The 19,277-nt window shown below is 47.0% G+C and carries 12 protein-coding genes; 1 reads left to right on the forward strand and 11 read right to left on the reverse strand.

Going from position 1 to position 19,277, the window contains the following annotated elements; translation table 11 throughout:
• Positions 1 to 26: 26 nt before the first annotated feature.
• From CIK90_RS13330 to CIK90_RS13380, 11 genes are all read right to left on the reverse strand, one after another.
• Entirely contained in the window at positions 27 to 2,411 is a 2,385-nt protein-coding gene (locus CIK90_RS13330; RefSeq protein WP_254046367.1) for a beta-L-arabinofuranosidase domain-containing protein, read from the reverse strand.
• A 23-nt stretch (positions 2,412 to 2,434) separates the two neighbouring features.
• The gene (locus CIK90_RS13335) at positions 2,435 to 2,713 is read right to left on the reverse strand and encodes a DUF5110 domain-containing protein (protein ID WP_158216079.1); all 279 of its coding nucleotides are present in this window, start codon (positions 2,711 to 2,713) and stop codon (positions 2,435 to 2,437) included.
• Positions 2,694 to 3,005 (reverse strand): hypothetical protein, encoded by a 312-nt coding sequence (locus tag CIK90_RS13340; RefSeq protein WP_094465845.1) that lies wholly within the window; start codon positions 3,003 to 3,005, stop codon positions 2,694 to 2,696. The genes CIK90_RS13335 and CIK90_RS13340 overlap by 20 nt, the downstream gene beginning before the upstream one ends.
• Positions 2,984 to 4,453 carry a family 43 glycosylhydrolase gene (locus tag CIK90_RS13345; RefSeq protein ID WP_371591582.1) on the reverse strand — a complete coding sequence of 490 codons (1,470 nt, stop codon included), beginning with the start codon at positions 4,451 to 4,453 and terminating at the stop codon, positions 2,984 to 2,986. The genes CIK90_RS13340 and CIK90_RS13345 overlap by 22 nt, the downstream gene beginning before the upstream one ends.
• Entirely contained in the window at positions 4,450 to 5,157 is a 708-nt protein-coding gene (locus CIK90_RS13350; protein ID WP_094465847.1) for an acetylxylan esterase, read from the reverse strand. Before CIK90_RS13350 ends, CIK90_RS13345 begins: the two co-directional genes overlap by 4 nt.
• A 13-nt stretch (positions 5,158 to 5,170) precedes the next feature.
• A complete protein-coding gene (gene xyl3A / locus CIK90_RS13355) occupies positions 5,171 to 7,771 on the reverse strand; it encodes a xylan 1,4-beta-xylosidase (RefSeq protein WP_094465849.1) in 2,601 nt (866 codons plus the stop codon).
• 18 nt (positions 7,772 to 7,789) lie between these two features.
• Positions 7,790 to 10,318: a glycosyl hydrolase family 8 gene (locus tag CIK90_RS13360; protein WP_094465851.1), complete on the reverse strand. Its 2,529-nt coding sequence runs from the start codon at positions 10,316 to 10,318 to the stop codon at positions 7,790 to 7,792.
• A gap of 236 nt (positions 10,319 to 10,554) precedes the next feature.
• A complete protein-coding gene (locus CIK90_RS13365) occupies positions 10,555 to 11,964 on the reverse strand; it encodes a PD40 domain-containing protein (RefSeq protein ID WP_094465853.1) in 1,410 nt (469 codons plus the stop codon).
• A complete protein-coding gene (locus tag CIK90_RS13370; protein ID WP_094465855.1) occupies positions 11,961 to 13,112 on the reverse strand; it encodes a DUF6057 family protein in 1,152 nt (383 codons plus the stop codon). Before CIK90_RS13370 ends, CIK90_RS13365 begins: the two co-directional genes overlap by 4 nt.
• Positions 13,113 to 13,332: 220 nt before the next feature.
• The gene (locus CIK90_RS13375; RefSeq protein ID WP_094465857.1) at positions 13,333 to 15,243 is read right to left on the reverse strand and encodes a RagB/SusD family nutrient uptake outer membrane protein; all 1,911 of its coding nucleotides are present in this window, start codon (positions 15,241 to 15,243) and stop codon (positions 13,333 to 13,335) included.
• 22 nt (positions 15,244 to 15,265) lie between these two features.
• Complete coding sequence (locus CIK90_RS13380) at positions 15,266 to 18,547, reverse strand: TonB-dependent receptor (RefSeq protein ID WP_094465859.1); 3,282 nt, start codon at positions 18,545 to 18,547, stop codon at positions 15,266 to 15,268.
• Positions 18,548 to 19,062: 515 nt separating this feature from the next.
• Between CIK90_RS13380 and CIK90_RS14300 the strand changes: the two genes are divergently transcribed.
• Complete coding sequence (locus tag CIK90_RS14300; protein ID WP_158216080.1) at positions 19,063 to 19,224, forward strand: hypothetical protein; 162 nt, start codon at positions 19,063 to 19,065, stop codon at positions 19,222 to 19,224.
• Positions 19,225 to 19,277: the final 53 nt, after the last annotated feature.

Genomic DNA, 19,277 nt, shown 5'->3' on the forward strand with positions numbered 1-19,277 from the left:
CTTCAATTTATAGTTATTGTCTCGTATTATTTTAACAGTCGGACACCATAAATCTGTCCTATCTGACGGTCTTTATGCGCCACAAAGCGAATACGAATCTCATTCTTTCCTTGCAACATAGCAGAGGGGATGGCATAGTCAACCGTCTTAAACTGGCTAGTACGCCAACGATGGCTGTTGTTTACACTACAGAGAAGTTGGTCATCAACATAGATATCAAACTCGCTGGTACGCCATTCATCCTGTCCCCAGAAGGTGAGTTGCAAACTCAGAGACGACTCACCGCCAGTCTGCATCAGATAACTGAATGAGTGTCCGTTACGAGCATCACGGAAGAACACTCCTTCGGTATTGCCACGTTCACTGCCATCAGTTTCCATGCGATGATCAGTTTCTGGTTGCTGTTCTCCAGGACTCACCTTGTCAACAGTGCGTGTCTCAAGCGCCTGACGGGCTTGTTCCTTATCGGCAAGATCTTGCATATAAGCCTTATATTCGTGTTCTCCAAGCGCCAACCAATACATCATATAGCGTGAATCGTGAATTTCAAAGAATGGTTGTAATTCGCCATCAATGGCATTCTCCATACGGGTGGCCAATTTGAAATGTAGGGGTTTGCCTGCTACTGGACGCAAATCCGCAACAATATCCTCTACTTTTTTAGGCAAAAGGATAGGTGCTTTGTCAAGCGGAAGCTTACGTCCACCAGCATACTGACCGAAACGGCTATCGTCGGCAAGTAGTGAAGCAAGATCTTCTGTGCCAGTCTTCATTCCTAATAGAATAGGACCATACATGATTGCCACATACTGTGGCACATTTGGCATGGCCTTGATACTAGCATGCATGGGCATGGATATCTCAATACGGTCACCTTTTTTCCACTTGCGTTGGATACATACAAAACCATTTTCCTCCTTACTATTAATAGTAAATCCTACTCCTCTCACCTCAAAACGGTCGCACCATTCAGGTTTGCGAATCTTCATAGTGAATACACCTTTGCCTTTCTCTACTACAATTTGCGACGTTTCACTATAAGGGAAAGCGGTTTCCTGTCGGATAACGAAACTACGCTCACGCCAGTTCAACCGCGAATGAAGGAAAAGATTGACATAAAGGGCATCGTCGGCAGGCTTGGCTCCTTTGGTATGAGTCCATGCAAATTGTCCATACTTACCATGATTCTCCATACCTGTTCCCACACAACACCACATGGCCATATTAGCAACAGAATAGTTGCGATAATGACGAGGACGAGCCGATGTAAAATATACATAACCTCCATGTTCAGGATGCTGGGTGGAAAGAATATGATTGTACATGGCCAATTCATAGAAATCACCATAGGCAGCATTGGGGTTAGCACGGTTCAAGAACTCGGTCAACTTCAACATATTATATGTATTGCACGACTCAGGACCATCAATGTCGTTGACATAATCGATGCAAGTTTCTTTGGTGGGAAAATGTTCACGACGGCTATTACCACCCAATGCTAACGAGCGCTGCTTGGTAACAATATCCCAAAAATACTGGCTGGCATCATGATAAGACAAATTGCCATCCAGTTCGGCAATACGCTGAAAACCTACAACCTTTGGTATCTGAGTATTGGCATGCAGATTATCGAGACAGTCGTGATGTTGCGCCATAGGTGTCAACAACTGCTTATGGGCGAAACGACGAGCACAGTTCAAATAATTCTGTTGATGGGTTATTGCAAAAGCATCAGCCAGCACCTCATCCATTCCTCCATGCTCATTGCCCAACATACGCTCCATCTGTTCATCACTTAAACCTGACGTGATATCAACAGCCCAGTCACAAAACTTCAAGAATAGAGTCTTGGCCTGTTCGTTTCCACAATAAAGCCAGGCATCGCGGAGTCCGGCAAACATCTTATGAAGATTATAGAAAGGTGCCCACGAACCGAAATACACACTGAAGTCACCCTTGCGAAAAGTGGACCATAGTTTCGCACTATTGGGAAATCCACCCACATAGTTACGACTCCAATCCTCACCGCGACGATTGTTGGCATCTAAACACAACTGTAACTCGCCAACCATATACTCCATACGTTTCTTACATTCCTCACTACCTGTAGCGGCATTGATAGCAAGAGCAGAGAGATAATGTCCTCCCACATGTCCATCAAGACCATCCCAGTTAGGATAGGTTGGTTTACGAGGTGCCAGTCCTGCTTCTTTACGATAGGGAGCAAGCATTCTGTCACAGTCGTATTTCAGCAGATTCGCAATATTCAAATCACGTGCATGTTTCAGCGGTCCATCAAGCAAGACAATATCGCCTAATGGAAATTCATCTTGGTAGAGTTTGTCTTGTGCCATAGTTTCAAGAGACATGGCTAAACCTACCAAAGTAATAAAAGAAGTTAGTATTTTCATATTTTTCTTTTCAAGTTGTGTTATCAATTGTTTGCCGTTAGTGTTACTATCGCTTTCTTTCCATCATAAACCACCGTTTGCTGATAGCCATCAGGCATTACAAAAGTCAGCTGACGACGCTTTACCATTTTCTTGTAACTACCTTTCCGTGCAGATATTGATAGTTGGTGATGGCTGTCGTCCCAATGTAATGTATAGGTGACATAGCCTTTGTGCTCACAGTCATAACCGTCACCAGCATCTTCATAGATGGTAAATGTAGCATCCGCACCAGAATACACCTTATATAATATAAGGAGCATCGGGGTGTTCATCGGCATATTGCTGTGGAGCGGAGGTCAACGGTAACTTCCGTTTCCGATGCGCCACACAGACGTCAGTACCATTGCCTGTCAACTGTCCATCGGGCTGATACTGCACACGAACAATATCTGCACGCACAAACTCTACACGCAGGCGTGACGGTCCGTTTGCCACTTCCAATCTGCGGCTGACAGCAACTGGCAATGCTACCTTTGTCGGTTGAAAGGCTATGACCGTCAGTGGGGCGGCAAGCGCCATAAGCAACACGGCTATTGTTTTCTGAAATTCCATTTAGAATTATCGCTACTGAAATCAAAGGGTGCGAGAGCGGGGGTGCAGTCGCCAAGCGAGACGAGGGCAAGGGGCTCGGAAGTGCCCGGTACTGCTTTCGGCATGATGCGATAGGTGCCGTCGGTCAACTGGTCGATGCGCCAGAGTTGGGCGTCATCGCCAGTATATGCCATCGTTGCCACTACATCGCCATCAGCGGTTGCCGTGAGGCAGCGAGTGGTACCCGCTATACATATCTTATAATAAGGAGTTCCCAGACTGCCGCCTTTGCCCTCGGCTACGCTGACGGTCCACTGCTGATGAGGACGGAACATATAATCGTTCATACGCACTGGCACTTCTGTTTGGGGCCAACTTGCTTCTACATCAGCAAGTGTCTGTGGTGAAAGTGGCTTCAATGGTTGCTGTGGTTTAATCCAGAAAGGCACTCGCTCGGCATCCATACGTATGAAATCTACAGCCATCTCAAGCGCATAGCCACGGCGTTCAGATTCAATCTCATAGGTTCCATCGAGCAAATCGTCACCTGCAACGGGCCAGCCGTTGCGCCACAATAATGGGCGAATGGCTAATACACTACGACCACCTTGACGGAAGTCGGCCTCGTAGTGGAACGACATTTTTTCTACACCATCGGCTATCACGAAACGACCGAAATGCCCCGGGCCAGTCTTGAGATTATTGGCAGCAATCACCATCTTACCGCCACCCTGCAACATGTCGCGTCCTACGTTGTCAAGATACGGACCGGTCACGCTGCGTGAACGTCCTACCACGATGTTGTAGGTGGAGTTGGGGCCGTCGCAACAGGTGCCATGGGTGCCCAACAGGTAATACCATCCGTCGCGATAGATGAGGTCGGTAGCTTCACAGTCGATGGCGATATTGACGGGCTCGTTGCCTGACATGCGCTTGCCAGTCTGCGGATCGAGTTCTACCAAACGGATAAAACCGAAATAGGTGCCGTAGCTGAGCCAGAGGCGTCCCGTGGTGGGATCAAGTAGCAGTCCGGCATCAATGGCATCACAGTCTTCATCGTCAAGCGACGATGCCACGACGACGGGGTCTGTATATTGGAAGTCGGGAGAGGTAAAATCCAGCGTTTTGTTCCACATGGTTAGCACATCGCCACGATGACTGCCGCCAAGACCTCCGCCCGTAGCACTATATGCCACAAGATAGCGATCGCCAATTTTTACAACATCGGGGGCTGCACCGCGTCCAGGACGTATGGCACCGCCTTGCCACACCCAACCATCTGCCGACCACAGACCGCCTTCGCCTGTTCCGAAAGTGTAATATTTGCCATCACACTCGGCTATGGTCGATGGGTCGTGAATGAAAGGTTCGCCCACTTGTGCGCTCGCTTGCAGAGAAGCACATGACAACAGGGCACACAAAGCACCCACAGAAATGGTTTTATTGAATATTCTTGACTTCATCGTCATTTCACATTAAGTTTAATATTACGTATTGGATTGCCTTGCGCATCAAGGAAGCGTACGCAGAAATCGCTCATGCCAGGACCATTGATGACGGCACCTACCAGATAGTTGCGGCCTTTCTTCAGTGTCAGTTTCGGTGAGACGACATCGTCGCGCACCATGCGACGGTCGCCAGAGAGCATGACTGCCTCCTTGCCACCATTGAGCCACCATATGGAAGCGCCATTAGAACCGATGGCCAGGCGCACATCGGTCATCTCTTCAGGACTGTCAATGGCTGTCACTGCCCAAAACACTACACCGTATTTCTGCTTTTCAAAAGAGGTGGCGAAACGGAAGAGTTTTACATTGAAGAGTTTGCTGTCGAGTGCATGCCATCTGAGGGTTTCCTTTCCCACCTGCTGTGTACTGCCATCTTTAGGCAGACGGAGCATGACGGTGGGAAGATAGTCGTTGTAGAACTTCTCGCGTAGATAACTATCCGTAAAGACAGTGTTAGTGCGGACTGGAGCACTGATGGGCTCTAACAACATCCACCGCTGAAGGAATCCGTCTTCGGTAGGTACTGAAGGTGTTGCCGTGGGTAGCGTGAAGTATGGGGTAGCTGCTTCTGGCAAGACTTTCTTTTTCTGTGCCGTTACAGTACTTACGGTGAGCACGAAAGCGCAAATGCAAATCGCCCACCTACGCATATAGCTTTTCTTCATACAAATCCGTTTTTTAGATATTAACAGTTACATTGACTTTCTTCAAGTCTTTATCTGCAGAGCTATTACCATAATATACTTCATACTTGCCACCCTTAGTCCGAACGGTATTGGTGGCTGCATCAAAAAGTTCGAAGCTCTTGCTGTCAAGTGTGATTACAGCATTGGTGGTTTGGCCAGCCTTCACTGTCACACGCTGATAGGCTTTGAGCGACTTCAACGGACCATCTGCATCTGTTGGATCCTTGATATAGACCTGAATGGTCTCGGTGCCGTCTTTCTTACCCACATTGTTCACAGGAATAGTCAGCGTGACTTTTCCGTCTTTTCCGAATGAGGTAGCAGAAAGTTGTGCATCACCTATAGAAAAGGTGGTATAGCTCAGTCCGTAGCCGAAGGGGAAGAGGGCGTCGTTCATATAACGATAGGTGCGACCCTTCATAGAATAGTCTTTGAAGTCGGGCAACTGCTTGGTGTCGCGATAGAAGGTGACGGGGAGTTTGCCACCGGGGTTGTATTCACCGAAAAGTACGCGTGCAACAGCTTCACCACCTTCTTGTCCCGGATACCATGCCTGTAGGATAGCATCACAACTCTGTGACTCTGGAGTGAGTGCAATAGCCGAACCTGAGCAGTTTACAAATACTACTTTCTTTCCAGCTGCCTTCAATGCTTTCAGGAAATTGCGTTGTACGGCAGGCAGTTCGATATCGGTACGGTCACCGCCCTTGAATCCTGGTACATGGATGGGCATTTCCTCGCCTTCAAGTTGTGAAGAGATACCTCCTACAAAGACTACCGTCTGGCAGTCGTTCAACTGATTGATGGCGTCTTGATAGTCGATAGGTGTCTCATGGCCGATATTGATTTTGAGGTCGGCATTATATGTTGGCATCTCATGATAACGGATTTCTATCTTGTAAGATTTGCCTTTCTCTCCGTCAAATTCAATGCGCGACTCGGTGGTGCGCCATGTAGATTGTTGGGCTTTGAGCTCTCCGTCGAGATATACCTCATAGTGTCCGCAACCATCCACATCGAGCAATACCTTGGCGTGCTGTTGCGGGCGGAATACGGTTTCATAGACTGCAGAAAAACCGGTCAGACTGACATTGGGAGCAAAGGTATGCTGGCCGTGGGTGGTGACCTGTACGGGATTCTTCTCGTAGGTGACAGTAACGGGTTTGCCCTCACGCTCACGATTGTTCCAGAAGGTAGCCTTGAAACCTGTTTTGCCATCCATACTACACTGATTGTAATAGGATTCAAGCGTCTGGTCGTTGACCAAGTCGCAGCCCTTGAATGTTATGATTTGGCTTTTCTTTAATCGGCTCTTGATACCGTCGAGGATGGTTATGGTCTGTCGGGGTGTGCCATTGTAGTTGCCCCACATCATGGGTTCGTTGTTGGCATTAGGACCGATGACGGCTATCTTCTTCTCGTGTCTGCTGAGAGGGAGCACATTGTTGTTGTTTTGCAACAAGGTCATGGTCTGGAGCGACATTTGGAGGGAAAGGTTGCGATGTTCCTTGCTACACAATACTGAAGCAGGAATATTTGACCACGACACGATGCTGTTGTCGTCCATCTCACCCAGGTCGAAGCGACCTTCCAACAGGCGCACAACGTGTTTATCAACTTCTGCTTCGGTCAGTGCGCCATATTTCACTGCTTCTGGCACTGACTTGTACATATACTGGAAGCCACACTCTACATCGGTACCTGCCAATACTCCCTTAGCGGCAGCATTCTTTGGATTGCTCGATACCTTATGGTTATTCCAGAAGTCAGTCACGGCACCACAGTCGGACACAACGAGGTATTTGAATCCCCACTCATCGCGCAGAATGGTTTGAAGCAAACGAGTGCTTCCACAACAGGGTTCGTCGTCCCAACGCTGATAAGCGCACATCACCTCGCGCACCTTAGCATCCTGCACGAGCGACTTAAAGGCAGGCATATATGTTTCCCATAGGTCGCGCGGTGTCACATCGGTGATATTATCGGTGTGGCGAGACCACTCTGGACCGCTATGGATGGCATAGTGCTTGGCACAAGCCCATAACTTTCGGTATTTAGTATCTTCAGGACCTTGCAAGCCACGCACCACGGCGCACCCCATCATACTGGTCAGATAGGGATCTTCACCATAGGTCTCCTGACCGCGCCCCCAACGTGGATCACGGAAGATATTAACATTGGGAGTCCATACCGACAGGGCGTGAAAGCGCGTGACCTCGCCTCCCTGTTGCTGGAGTTGATTCCATTTGGCACGCATCTCGGTAGAGGTGGCATCAAACACCTTATATACCAAACCATCGTTGAACGAAGCTGCCATACCAATAGGTTCTGGGAATACGGTGACATCGCCCATATTGGCAACGCCGTGGAGGGCTTCACTCCACCACTGGAAGCGCTTGATGCCCAAACGGGGTATGGCGGGAGAATCGTCCAGCATCAGTTGGGCTTTCTCTTCCAAAGTAAGGCGACTACACAAATCCACTGCACGCTCATGGGCAGAGAGTGACGGATTCTGATAAGGCAATTGCTGTGCCTGCAATGCTACCGGCATACTCAGTATTGCAAGGCTTAGGAGTAATGTTCTGTGGGTCATAATGTCATTTATTAGTTGTTATCTATTTTGGGGTTCTATAATTCTGTAGTTTCCGCTCAGATGCATAAAGGCGAAGAGGCGGAGCAAGCCATCATAGTAGGCATCGAAGAATCCATCGGAATATGGCTTGTTTTCCAGATTCCACAGCCGTTCTACAAATTCACGGCTTTTATTATGGGTACATACCAGCGACACTGCTGCTGCAGTTGCCACCAATCCTGTGGAATGGCGTAGTGTCTTATACTCGGTGCCTGCCTGAAGGGTGTCTTTCACCGCAGTACCATCGATGTTGTACTGATCGACATAATGGTCTATGCCTTGCGAATAGAGGAAGTTTTGGATACGATTGCCATATTGCTGTTGCCACTGGCGATCCTTGCATGCCCAACTATAATCCAAGGCTATATTCATCGGCACACGCCATGAGTCGAAACGGAAAGCATCGCCGATAATGCCACGACCGCCCATCAGTGTTCCATCGTAGTTACAATAGTCGGGATTCAGTCCGGTCACTGGATGGATGGCTTTATGGAGAAACTCGCGACTCTTCTGTGCACATTCGTTCCAGAACTGCGAACGACCATCGTTAGCCCACTTTGCCCATACCTCATAGAATGCTGGCAGATGATAGGATGGGTCAGTGAAGCGTCCGCCAAACTTATCGGGTGTGAATGTGATGAGTTGGTGTTCGAGGTTGATGAGCGGTGCACTCTGATCCATACCAGCCTTTTGCATCGAACAGTTGAGGATGTACTGAGCTTCCTTCAGATAGTTGATGCCTGTATCATTGCCCCATCTGTTAGAGGCAAAGATCAGTGCAGTGACATAATAGAGTTCGCCATCGGAAGCAGGACCTTGGGCATTGCGCGTACCATCGGTTTTACAGCTCCATGCAAAATATCCCTCCAACGGGCCATTCTGATGTTGCATATATGTCTTTCCCCAACGCCAAAGGCGGTCGAAGATGTCTTTTCTATCAAACTGCACGGCAATCATCAAGCCATACGACATGCCTTCGGTACGCACATCATGATTTTTGATATCGCTGATATATGCCATCGAGTCGCCTACTTCAAAATATACTTTATCGGGCCCTTCAAACACATCATGGAAGATGCTTTTGAGTTTGCGGTCTATCTCGCTCTGCGGATAACCAAGTTCAGCAAAGAGGTTACGATACTGGTGGGTGTCGAATGCGCCTTGGGTCCACGGCAGTGCGTCGAATCCTACCCAGTCAACTTCTACTGTTCCTGCGGTCTGCACGGTGAAGTGCAGGTCGTGGATGCCCAACGGAGGTGTCACTACTGGGGTAGAGGCTTGTGTCCATTGATTGCTCTTGGGCAGTTTCATCTTGGCAATGACAGTGCCTTTGGCACCATCAGCCCTAACGGTCATGGTGCCACCTTTAGGTGAACGCACACGGACGGTAAAGCGTTCTACCTTCTCTTGAGCAAAATCCACCTTATTATATATAAGGGCATTCTGCTTTCCAGAGAAGAGTGTCTTCCATCCTTTGAAGCAGTCTGTGGTGTCAAGATAGTCGATGGACACCCCTTTACTGCTGACAGACGAGTAGCGGTCTATGTCTATTCGATTGCGGGCATTGGCAATTCCTACACCACGGAGTGTGGGAACAACCTTTTGGATAGTACCATCGGCATTGAAACAGAGCGAATCGATACGCACCGAGCGGTTTTTATCAAAGCGTGGAGAATAGTCGTTATGGTGATAGAACAGATACCATTGGTTCTGATATTGTACGATAGAATGGTGGTTGGTCCAGCATCCCGTGGGCGATTCATCCATGATAATGCCCTTAAATGTAAATGGTCCCATGGGATGATCAGCCATGGCATAGGCTAAAGTCTCTGTGCCGTTTTTCTTTCTCACCCAAGGGAAGGTGAGGTAATATTTGCCATTGCGTTCAAAGGCAAAGGGTCCTTCCTTGAATCCTTCAGGCAGTCCGTCTATCCGAACAGGGTTAGAAGCCAGTTCGGTCATATTGTCTTTTAGTCGTGCCATCCACAGAGCACCACCTGCATAATAGATGTAAGCCTGTCCGTCGTGGTCAATCAGCACACAGGGGTCTATGCCATGCACACCCTTGATAGGTTTCCACATCGGCATGAAAGGACCTGTGGGATGGTCTGCCACAGCCACACCGATACCGAAACCGCGTTCTTCTCCTTTGGGTGCTGCGGGAAAATAGAAGTAGTAGCGACCGTTTTTCTCTACACAGTCAGGCGCCCACATGGTATAAGAGCCATCCTGCACCCAGGGCACTTTATCTTGCGACACGATCACGCCATGGTCTTCCCAGTCGGTGAGATTAGAGGATGAGAATACGTGATAGTCTGCCATACAGAACCAATCCTTCAGTTTTTCTATTGGACTGGGAATGTCGTGCGAGGGGTAGAGATACACTCTACCATTGAAGACCCTGGCTGTGGGGTCTGCAGTGAATTGTCCTTTGATAACGGGATTTTGTGCACATACCACGGAAGCGGTTGCAACAGCCATGCCAAGCAGTAGTTTTCTACAGTTCATACAGAATAATTGTTTAGTTATTGCTGTTGCAAAATTAGGCATTTCATCGGACATTATATGTATTCTCGTGTTTCATATTGTTTTCAAATAGTATCAGATTCATGCGATATTGCGGCTTCGCGAGTTTTTCATCCTTATCGGTCAAGAATATCAAAATATTCGACCACACATCGACCAACAGTGCATATCGTGTCACCCCAAACTGCTATACATCATAGGAGAAACGGTGACGACAATCAGATACCGTCAAGCGTAACATTTACTTTACCACGCGTAAACTCCGGAATGTTATAGGATTTCATGGTTCGGAGATAATAGGCAGCATCGGATTGTGGCAAGAGAAACGGTTTGGAAACCTTGCCATCAGCATCTATATGCACGATATATGGTCGGGTATAGAGTCCGTCATCCTGTCGGCTTGCCATCACCATCCATCGTGAATTACTACTCCACGAATGGTATGACGCACGAAAATCGGGCAATATCGATACCATTTCTAATGCGGTAGTGGCATTGGCAGGTATCATCATGAGGCGTGCTTCTTTGTGCCAGATAGAGAAATTGCCATAATCGGAAAGTGTAAACACCAAGTGGCGACCATCGGGAGAGCATCGGGGAAATGATACACTCTTCTGTGTCTGACGGGCATCATAGATGACATGTACGCTATCAGCAAACTGTTTCTTCTCTGCATCAAACCCTATACTACAGAGCGAATAGTGCACCTGGTCGTAGTCATCAGGGATTTTCACGCTGTCAGCACTGCAAAAATACAAGGTTCTACCATCGGCACTCCATGACGGGAAAGTTTCAAACTTGGTTTTCGACATCAACAGCGGTGTAGTGATCAACGTATCGGCTTCAAGGTCATAGACCATGACATCGGAGGAGAAATCAAACACCTCTATTCTGTTTCGGTCAGTAGTATGAAACATCTGCTTTGTATCGTTCTGCGAAAAAGCAATAAAGCGACCGCTTTGATGCCATGAAGGATAGACCAACGACTTCGGCGTGACGAGTTTGCGCAATCGTGCCTTACCGTTTTTCATATAGGTTCCAGCATGGTTAAGGCGCAGATGAAACATGAGTTGTTCAGGATTGTAATTACAGAACGAGTGGCAGTTCATGCAACCTTTATCCGTTTGGCGGTTGGTTATGATAGCTTCCTCGTCATAGTTTTCCACACTACGCTGGTATATGCCCATCTCATTCCATACTTCATAACCAGGTTCGATGAGTCTATAAACCAATGTATTGTCGATGGAATCGGGCGAAATATTCATCTTAAAGGCATCATACTCCACCCATTTACCATTTTTCTCTCCCTGAATGGTCACTGTTATCTCATGTGAGGCTGCCACCAATTTATGCCAATCGGCTTCCGATATGCAGATGCCATCAGTGTCATCGCTGCCCACGATTATCGTTTCTGAACCTGAACTAAATACGGCTTGCACAGACTCCAAGGCATTGGCACTGTCGTTCAGAGCAAAGGTTGGAGCGGAGATATTCACCGGAAGCAGCACATCGGCGTAGTCAGGGAACAGTGGTGCAGACTGACGCAACGGTTCTGCCTCTTGTCTGTGGAGCGTACAAGCAGCCAGAACAAATGCCGACAGCATGACAAACAATATTTTCTTGATCATTTTCGGTTTCCTCCTTTCAGTTTTTTATAGGCATCGGCAAAGTATTTCTGTTGCGTCAACTGATATTCAGGAAATTCATCACAAAGGCTCACAAATTGTTGATTGTAGTGTGCAAGCAGATAGAGCGCACCCAAATACTGGAGCGTGGTGCGACATTGCACCGTTCCACGTGTCTGTCGAGCCACATGCAACAGATCGTCGTCAAGGCCTTTAATACCGGAAAAACGATTATCGGTAATCAGGCATCGGCGCTTCACGCCATATTCCGCATCCTTCGCTACGGCATCATCATGATAGAGGAATCGCCTTTGCGACATAGCCCATGTCTTATAATAAACAGTCTTTTCTAACCATCGGATGTATTTCTCTGCCACAGCATATTGCCCATAGATGATGTTGGTCTGTACCAGTCGCATCAGCAGGCGCGGTGAGAAATCATTCTTTTTCTCATTCAGTTCGAAGGCATAACGCTGCGATTGGGCGATATGTCCCATAGAGTAATAGATGTCGCTGAGCAATACTGCGAAGTCTTCGTTCTGTATGGCATCGATATAAACAGATCGGATATCAATACATGGTTCGTCGTAGAGACACTGACCGAGCAATCCTTTCTCGGCAAGTGCCATATTCAGAAAGTTCTGTGTCAACAGATTGGTCACTCTCCCACCCTCATCACAACGGGCAATGATGCCATCCCAATCCTGCTTTCGCACCATATTACTCATTTCAATATATTGGGTTTGCTGCTGGCCTGCTGGGGTAAAACGGGCTGTTAGTGCCGACAAGCCATTGGGGCTTATCAATGCCAACAAGCCCAAGCTCGCAAGCCATGAGGGTACAAGTGACAGGTACAGCCATCCAGTCTTTTTGCAGAATAGGCGGATAATGACCATTGCCAATACAGCCACCAACAATGCTACAATCATTGTCATAAGGATGCCGATGATAGAATGAGCAAAATATTGCAGGAAGAATTGGCGCACCACCTCTCCCACTCCATATTGGAAGAGTGCATACGACAGATAGTGACTGTCCCAATAGAACGTAGTCCACCCCTCTGCATAGTTCAGTATCGGAACACACAGAGCAAAGAGCGACACATGAAGTGCCACGGTCAGCACCAATATCAACAGTACGGTTTTCTTCATTTATAGTTTCTAACCCACAAAGTTACATATTTTTCCACACATACCCAAACTATTACGGCAAAATATTCGCATCATCATCCTGACCGTTTCAATCCATATCTTTCGGCAGGACACGGGTGATGGATGTGATAGACAAAACGCTCATAGCAGTCAGATAGATATTAAAGAAATCGCCACGCCCCATGATGGAGCGTGGCGAGATATGAGAAGAATGTTTTATTTATTCTTTGTTTTCCTGACCAGCATAAGCAGGATTCTGCTTCAGAGCTGGGTTCTTCATGAGTTCTGTAGCAGGAATTGGCATATCCATCTTGTTGATATCAAAGTCGAATGTACGCTTTGTCCAAGGATAGTTAGCATAGTCCTTACCACCATCATCCTTTGGATAGTTGTAATTGATGTGATCCTCAATATAGCCAGACTTGATCATATCTGGGCAGAGGCTCCACTCTGAGTTGAACTCTTTACGACGCTCCTCATTGACAGCAACCTTCCATACTGGAGAAGTGTGCTTGTAGCCAACGCGGTTAGGCTTAGCCTGAAGTCCTGTATAGTAAGCCTTAGCATCAGGAGCGGGATTTCTTTCTGTCAGCACGCCAACAGGATAGCTGGTCATAGTGATGTTCTTCCCGTTGCCAGCATACACATTGTTATAGTGTCCATAGTATGCACTGTAGTCCTTACCGATAGTTTCGTTACCCCATGCACGGTCACGAATCTTATCGATTGCAGCCCATCCAGCAGGAGAATTTTCACCTTCTGTACGGAAGCAGCACTCTGCATAGTCGAGCAATACGTTAGCATAACGCTTACCATAGATAATCACAGGAGCCCACATCTGAGTACCCCATGAGTTACCATCAGCATAGGCAGAACGCCAGATCTTGGTCGTCCAGACAGCAGGAGCAAACTCACCATTGGTGAAGTGGAACTGACGAGTCTTGGTACCAGACTGTACACCTTCAGCATTAATGAATGGTGCAACGACATGACCACTGGCATCCTTAACACCCAGAGAGTCCTTCAGATAAGGGTTGTAGCCCCATACAGTATTAGATTTTTGAATACCATATTCAGCCAATTTGGCTTCTGGAATAGCACCTGTAGCGCATGAAGCGTCACGACGTGTGTCACCTGGTTCATAGCATGCATACCATTCCCATGAGAGGTATTCAGCACCCCATCCACCATTCTCAGGACAAGCGCAGAACCACTTAAACATGTTTGGATTACAGAAAGTGATAGTACGGTCACTGCCCCAGCTACTCCATTCGTTACCTTCGTCTGAACACATCGCCCAGATACATTCCTTATTCCAGAATCCTGCAGGATCCCAGTTGGTAGCGAAGTTAGAAGACAGTTCGTAAGTATTGCTGTCGATAATATCTTTCAGCGCTTGCTTAGCTTTGGCATAGCAATCAGCAGCCTGATCGGGGCAACGGAATGCTTTCCACATGTATGCATCAGCGAGGTATGCCTTGGCCATACCCTTGGTGCAACGGCCATACTGATTGTTGTATGGAGTCCAATCCAGCAGTTCTGCAGCCTTAGAGAAGTCTTCGATGATGAAGTCCCACATTTCTTCGTAGGTCTCTGCAGCAGCCTTGACAGGAGTATTATTGAAGTCTTCACCGGTGGCGAGCATAGGAACACGACCGAATGTAGTAGCCAACCAAGTGTAGAAATATCCACGGAGTGCGCGAGCCTCACCTTCGCAAAGCTTCTTAGCTTCTGGGGTTACTTTCTCTGCATTCTCAAGTCCAGCCAGATAGAGGTTAGCACGTGCGATAGCAGCATAAGCGTGTGACCATCCTTGACCCAGTTCACCAACGTTGGCATCCCATGTCTGGTCGAGGAATTTTACGTCCCAACCGGTACACTGTGTATCCATTGTTGGGTGGCTTCCAGTAAACAACTGTGGTTTAAAGCCCCAGCTATCATCTTGTTTGCTGACGTTGTTATAGGCATAGATACCGTTCAATCCAAGGCGGGCATTATCATCACTCTCAAACTGAGATTCTATGTCCAGAATGTCATACTTTGGTACGTCAAGGAATTTATCGTTGTCGCATGAAGAGAAAGCGACGCATCCTAAACCTGCCAATGCAAAATATTTAATTATATTTTTCATAATTGTCTTTCTTTATAGTTAATTAGAAGGTAATGTTAAGACCGCACATGTAAGTACGTGGAGTTGCATAACGGCCAGTGTCAAGACCTGAGTAGATGACGCTACCCTGACCAACTTCAGGATCACCATACTTGCTGTATGGAGAGATTGTGCAGAGGTTCTGAACAGCTACGTAAGCACGTACTGCAGTGAGACCGAATGAGCTGAGGAACTTCTTAGGAACGTTGTAACCTACCTGAATATTGCTAATCTTGAGGAAATTACCGTTCTCTACCCATGCATCGCTAATGCGGCTGTTCTTGTTGTTGTCAAGGCGAGTCAGGCGTGGGAGTGTTCCGTTAGGATTGGTTTCAGCGTTGTACATGTTATTGTAGCTATCCTTAAGCAGAGCAGGAGTCCAAGAGTCATCCGACGGGTTCATGATAGAAAGACGCATCTTTGAATAAGAAAGGATGTCCATACCCAGTACACCGTATGTGTAAAGACTGAAGTCCCAATCCTTATAAGTAGCGCTGAGGTTCAAACCGAAGTTAAACTTAGGCAGACCATTGCCGAGGATTACGCGGTCATTATCATCGAGTGTGCCGTTCTTATCAGTATCAACGAAGAGGAAGTCACCGATCTGTGCATCCTGTCCCTGAGCCTTAGCTTTGTCGAGTTGCTCCTGAGTTTTGATGATACCTGCAACTTTATATCCATAGTATGAACCTACGGCTTCGCCTTCGCGACAGATAGAGTGGTTGTTCCAGTTGAAACCTGTACCACTGATAGCACCAAGGTTTGAACCGTCGATTTCGTCGGCAGAATATGTGCTGTTGCCACCGGTACATGTTGCAGTGTAGTCCGCACCCATCTTCTTAATCTTATTCTTCAAGGTAGAACCGTTGAATGCCACGTTGATAGCCCAGTCCTTATTGAGTTTCTTGTTGTAGTTTACAGAGAATTCGAAACCGGTATTATCAATCTGACCGTAGTTGGTATAGATAGAAGTATTACCTGCTGATGGACGAATCTGACGCTCAAGGAGCAAGTCCTTAGTCTTACGAGTGAAGAAGTCCATGGTAACAGTCAAGTCATTGTTGAGGAATCCGAGGTCAAGACCGAAGTTAGTCTGTTCGTTGGTTTCCCATTTCAAGTTGGTATCAACCAGTGGTGCATAGAATCCAACAACACGGTCGAACGAACCGGTAGTACCACCACCAAGACCAGGAGCGTAGAAGTTGTACTTGGTATCGGCAGAAGACAGGGCATAAGTAGAACGTCCTGCGATACCACCGGCATTACCAGTCTGACCCCAACCGATACGAACCTTAGCATTGCTGATAGCCTTCACGTCTTTCAGGAAAGACTCTTCCTTCACGCGCCAAGCGATGGCAGCTGATGGGAAAGTACCCCAACGGTGTCCTTCAGAGAAGTTAGAAGAACCGTCGCGACGTACGGTAGCAGTCACCACGTAGCGGTCGAAGAGACTGTAAATCAAACGTCCATAGTATGAGATAGTACGTACTTCAGCGTTGAAACCACCATTACCATTGATACTTTTAGCATCATTGGTGAGAGAGATCACACGGTTGTTGGGAGAGAGGAAGCCGTGCGCACTTGCGCTAACCCATGAACCTTCATACTTGCTTACAGTGTTACCAGCCATCAAGGTCAGGTTATTGAAATCAGTCTTCCAGTTATAGGTCATGTAAGTTTCAATGCTCTTGCTCAGACCCTTGCTCAGGCTGAGTCCGAAGTCATAGTAAGCCTGGTTACGACCTTCGTACTTCACTTCAGTCATAGTACCGCCGATATTGTTGTAACGCTTGTACATACCAGAGAACTCGTCATTGTCAGAGTTGGTCTGTGTCCAAGAAGCGATAGCGTGGATGTTGAGCTTATGCTCCTTCAGGTTGAGAAGTGTAATGTCGATGTAGGGGTTGATAGAAATACGTGAGTTGCGAGTTACGCGACCGATTTCCATCTGTGAAGCATAGGGGTTCTGAGCCTGAGCGGTCATACCTTCCCATCCGTCAGGCGTAGGAGCCTTACCTGCGCCATAGGTACCATCGGGGTTCACCACATTAACATTAACCAACTGACCAGTTACGTCATCGATATAGTCGAGTGATGGAGCCATCTGCGCGATATCACGCTGTGATGACAGGTTACCATTGTTACCCAAACCGATGTTGTTACCTTTAACGGTAGAGTACATGTAGTTCATATCACCACCAAACTCAATGTAGTCATTGACCTTAGTCTTAACGCTGGCGCGTGAGGTGAGTCGGTCATACTTGGTGTTAACGATGATACCCTTGTTCTGCAAGTAACCAAGAGAGAAGTTGTACTGAGTCTTTTCAGTACCACCATTAGCAGAGATACCATACTGTTGACGGAGTGAAGTGCGATACATCTGATCCTGCCAGTCGATGAGGTTGCGCTTACCATCGTAAGCCTCAGCCCAGATCTGGTTGTTCAGCGTAGCGCCGTCATTAGCTTTAGACTCGCGGATAGAACGAGCATAATCGTTACCCGTGAGGGTGTTCAGTTTGTAAGGAAGAGTCTGAATACCAAGGTCAGCAGTGATCTTGATGTTCATCTTGCCTTTCTGACCGTGCTTAGTGGTAATCATGATAACACCATTCGCACCGGCAGAACCGTAAATTGCAGTAGCAGAAGCGTCCTTCAAGACTTCAATACTCTCGATATCAGCAGGGTTAACGAAGTCGGCATTGGTACCAACCTGCACACCATCTACTACATAGAGAGGCTGCGCATCACCGTTGATAGTACCGATACCACGGATACGGATGGCAGACTTAGAACCAGGAGCACCGTCCTGATTGGTAACCATCACACCAGCAGCTGCACCTTGGAGGGCCTGAGCGATGTTAACAGGCACCTTGCGCTCCATTTGCTCCTTATTAATAGTAGCCACAGAACCAGAGATGTCTGACTTCTTCATTGTACCATAACCTACTACAACGAGGTCGTTAAGTACTGTTTCATCGCCCTTGAGGACAACTTTAAGATTGGTTTTACCGTTGACAGCCACCTTTTCAGTAGCATATCCCACGTAAGAGATACTCAACTGTGCGTTGGCTTTCACGTTCAACTGGAAGCGACCATCGAAATCAGTCACTGTACCGTCGTTTGTGCCCAGCACTTTAACGGTTGCACCGATAATCGGTTCGCCACTTTCATCACTTACTGTTCCTTTTACAAGGCTCTGTGCCGAAATCCCCAAGGGGAATAAACAGAGCAGCAACAGTAAAAACAACGGCTTTTCAATCTTTCTTAAGTTAGTTGAATTTGACATAAATAGAACAGATTAAAATTAGTTATTGATTGGTTAATATTGTTGTTGGTTTGTTTAGGTTGCCTCACGCATTTGTTGCGGTAAGGCGATGCAAATATAATTTATTATTCCTTAACATCTGTTCATAATCGGCAAAAAAAACTTTGTTTCTTGTTACATTTTGAATTTTGTTACACAGGATGAGGGTATATTTTACACAACACAAAGTTTTCTGTCGATCAAGAAAACGCGTCAGAGCAAAAAAGTAGAGATTCAACCCCTATAGTATGCAATATAAATACTTTTTGAAACATGCAGAGCTGTTAAAACATGCTATAAAACACACCGTGACTGTTCGTATATACCTTATATATAATGCGCGCGTGCGCACGATCACACGCACGTGGCAACACGAAGGATGATAGTTTATATAGCAACTCAAAAGAGTAAGAATATACAAAACAGAGTTTTTTCAGTGATACTATTCTATCAGAATATATGCAAAAAAGATACAGAGCTTGATGGTTTGAAAAAAAATGTGTAACTTTGGCAACGGAAATAGAAAACTGACGCTCGCAAATACAAGAAAACAAGGAACGGCTGTCTTTGGATCTGCTGGAGAGGAAGTAGCAACGGGAGCGAGAAGCAACCTAAGGAAGCTGGAGATGCAGCAGCAACGGGAGCGGGAACTGACCTAAAGCGCCAGGGAACGCCGCAGAAACAGGAGCAATAACCTAAACAAATATTTTTT

It is taken from the genome of Prevotella sp. P5-126, from assembly GCF_002251185.1.
GTDB lineage: Bacteria > Bacteroidota > Bacteroidia > Bacteroidales > Bacteroidaceae > Prevotella.